The sequence below is a fragment of the Micromonospora sp. NPDC048843 genome, from assembly GCF_040649965.1.
Lineage (GTDB): Bacteria > Actinomycetota > Actinomycetes > Mycobacteriales > Micromonosporaceae > Micromonospora > Micromonospora hortensis.
Map to the genome: position 1 here is coordinate 1 of NZ_JBEZGJ010000364.1, position 1,487 is coordinate 1,487.

At 72.4% G+C, this 1,487-nt stretch carries 1 protein-coding gene; it reads right to left on the reverse strand.

The genetic code is table 11. The features are described from left to right. Positions 1 to 41: 41 nt before the first annotated feature. Positions 42 to 1,487 (reverse strand): chromosome partitioning protein (locus AB0C20_RS36105; protein ID WP_357569707.1); only part of this gene is annotated, 1,446 nt, incomplete at its 5' end.

Genomic DNA, 1,487 nt, shown 5'->3' on the forward strand with positions numbered 1-1,487 from the left:
ACAGCGTTGCCGGCGCCCGGAAGGCGCCGGCAACGTGTGCCTCAGTTGGCGTGGGTCAGGCGGGTGGTGACGACCGCCGCGGCGATCTTCAGCCAGGCGTCCCGGGTGGCCGAGGAAAGCCCGCCGTACCGGATCGGCTCGCCACTGTCGATGAGCCGCTCGTACGGGGCCAGCAGCACCGCCCGGGTGCGGGCTGCGAAGTGCTCCTGGATGGCCGGCAGGTCGATCTCCTTGCGGGACGGTGGCATCGACACCACAGTCACGGCCTGACGGACCAGCCGTTGCCGGCCGCTCTGCTCCAGGTGGTCGAGCATCCGGGCGGCGGTCTCGGCGGAGTCGTTACGGGCCGACATGGTGACCACCAACTGGTCGGTGGCATCCATGGACGCCTGCCAGTTCTGCGCCCGGACGTTGTTCCCGGTGTCCACGAAGATCAGCTTGTAGAACCGGCTGACCACCTCACGGATCTCGGCGAAAGCGGCAGCGGTCAACATCTCGCCGCCGGTGGCCGACTCGTCCGAGGCCAGGACGTCGAACATCCCCTCGCCCTGCGAGCGGACGTACTGCGACAGGTCGCCGACCCGCCCGTGCGCGCCCTGGAACTGCCCGAGGTCACGCAGCATGTCCCGCACCGTGCGGGAGTGGAAGTCCTGTTGGGCGCGCATCCCCAGGGTGCCCTGGGTCTCGTTGTTGTCCCAGGCCAGCACGTAGCCGCCGCGCTTCTGACCGAACGTCATCGCGAGCAGCAGGATGGCCACCGTCTTACCGGCACCGCCCTTCGGGTTGACCACTGTGACCTGCCGCAGACCGCCGAAGTTGCGGCGCACCATCTCGATGTCCCGCTTGAGCTCCTGCTCGTGCCGCCCCGGAGAGAGTCGGAGGAGGCCCATCTTGTTGACCACCGCGCGGACACCCATTGTCGCCACCGGGTCGGCGGGTCGAACCTGGCGGCGTCGGGCGAAGTCCTCGGCGGTCGGTGCGGCTGTGGTGTCCGGCGTCCAGCTCGCATCCGGGTACGCGGCCGCGTCCGGGTACGCGGGGGCCGGCACCCGGGTCACCCCGTCGGCCTCCTGGTACGGCTGCCCGGGCGTGCCGCCGGGCGAGCCCTGCTGCCAGGGCGGTGGGTACCAACCCGGCGAGGGCGGGAACGGCCCGGGCGGTGGGGTCCCCGGACCGGCCTGCCCAGGACCGTGCTGCGGTGCGGGCGGCCCGGGCGGAGGGCTGAACTGCGTCACGTCGGGCGGCGGCGGAATCTGCGCCGGGCCGGCCTGGCCGGGGATGAACGGCTGCCCGGGATGTGCCTGCGCGGGACCGGCGTGCGGGACGACCGGCGGAGGCGCGACCCCGGTCTGCCGTTGGCGCAGCTCACCGGCGAGATAGCCGGCGCCGGGCTCGTCGGCGCACGGCACGAACGCGGCGTCGGCGGTGATGGCCGGCATGCGCGTCGTCGTGGTGGCCTGCGACGACGACGGCAACGTCGACCTCGT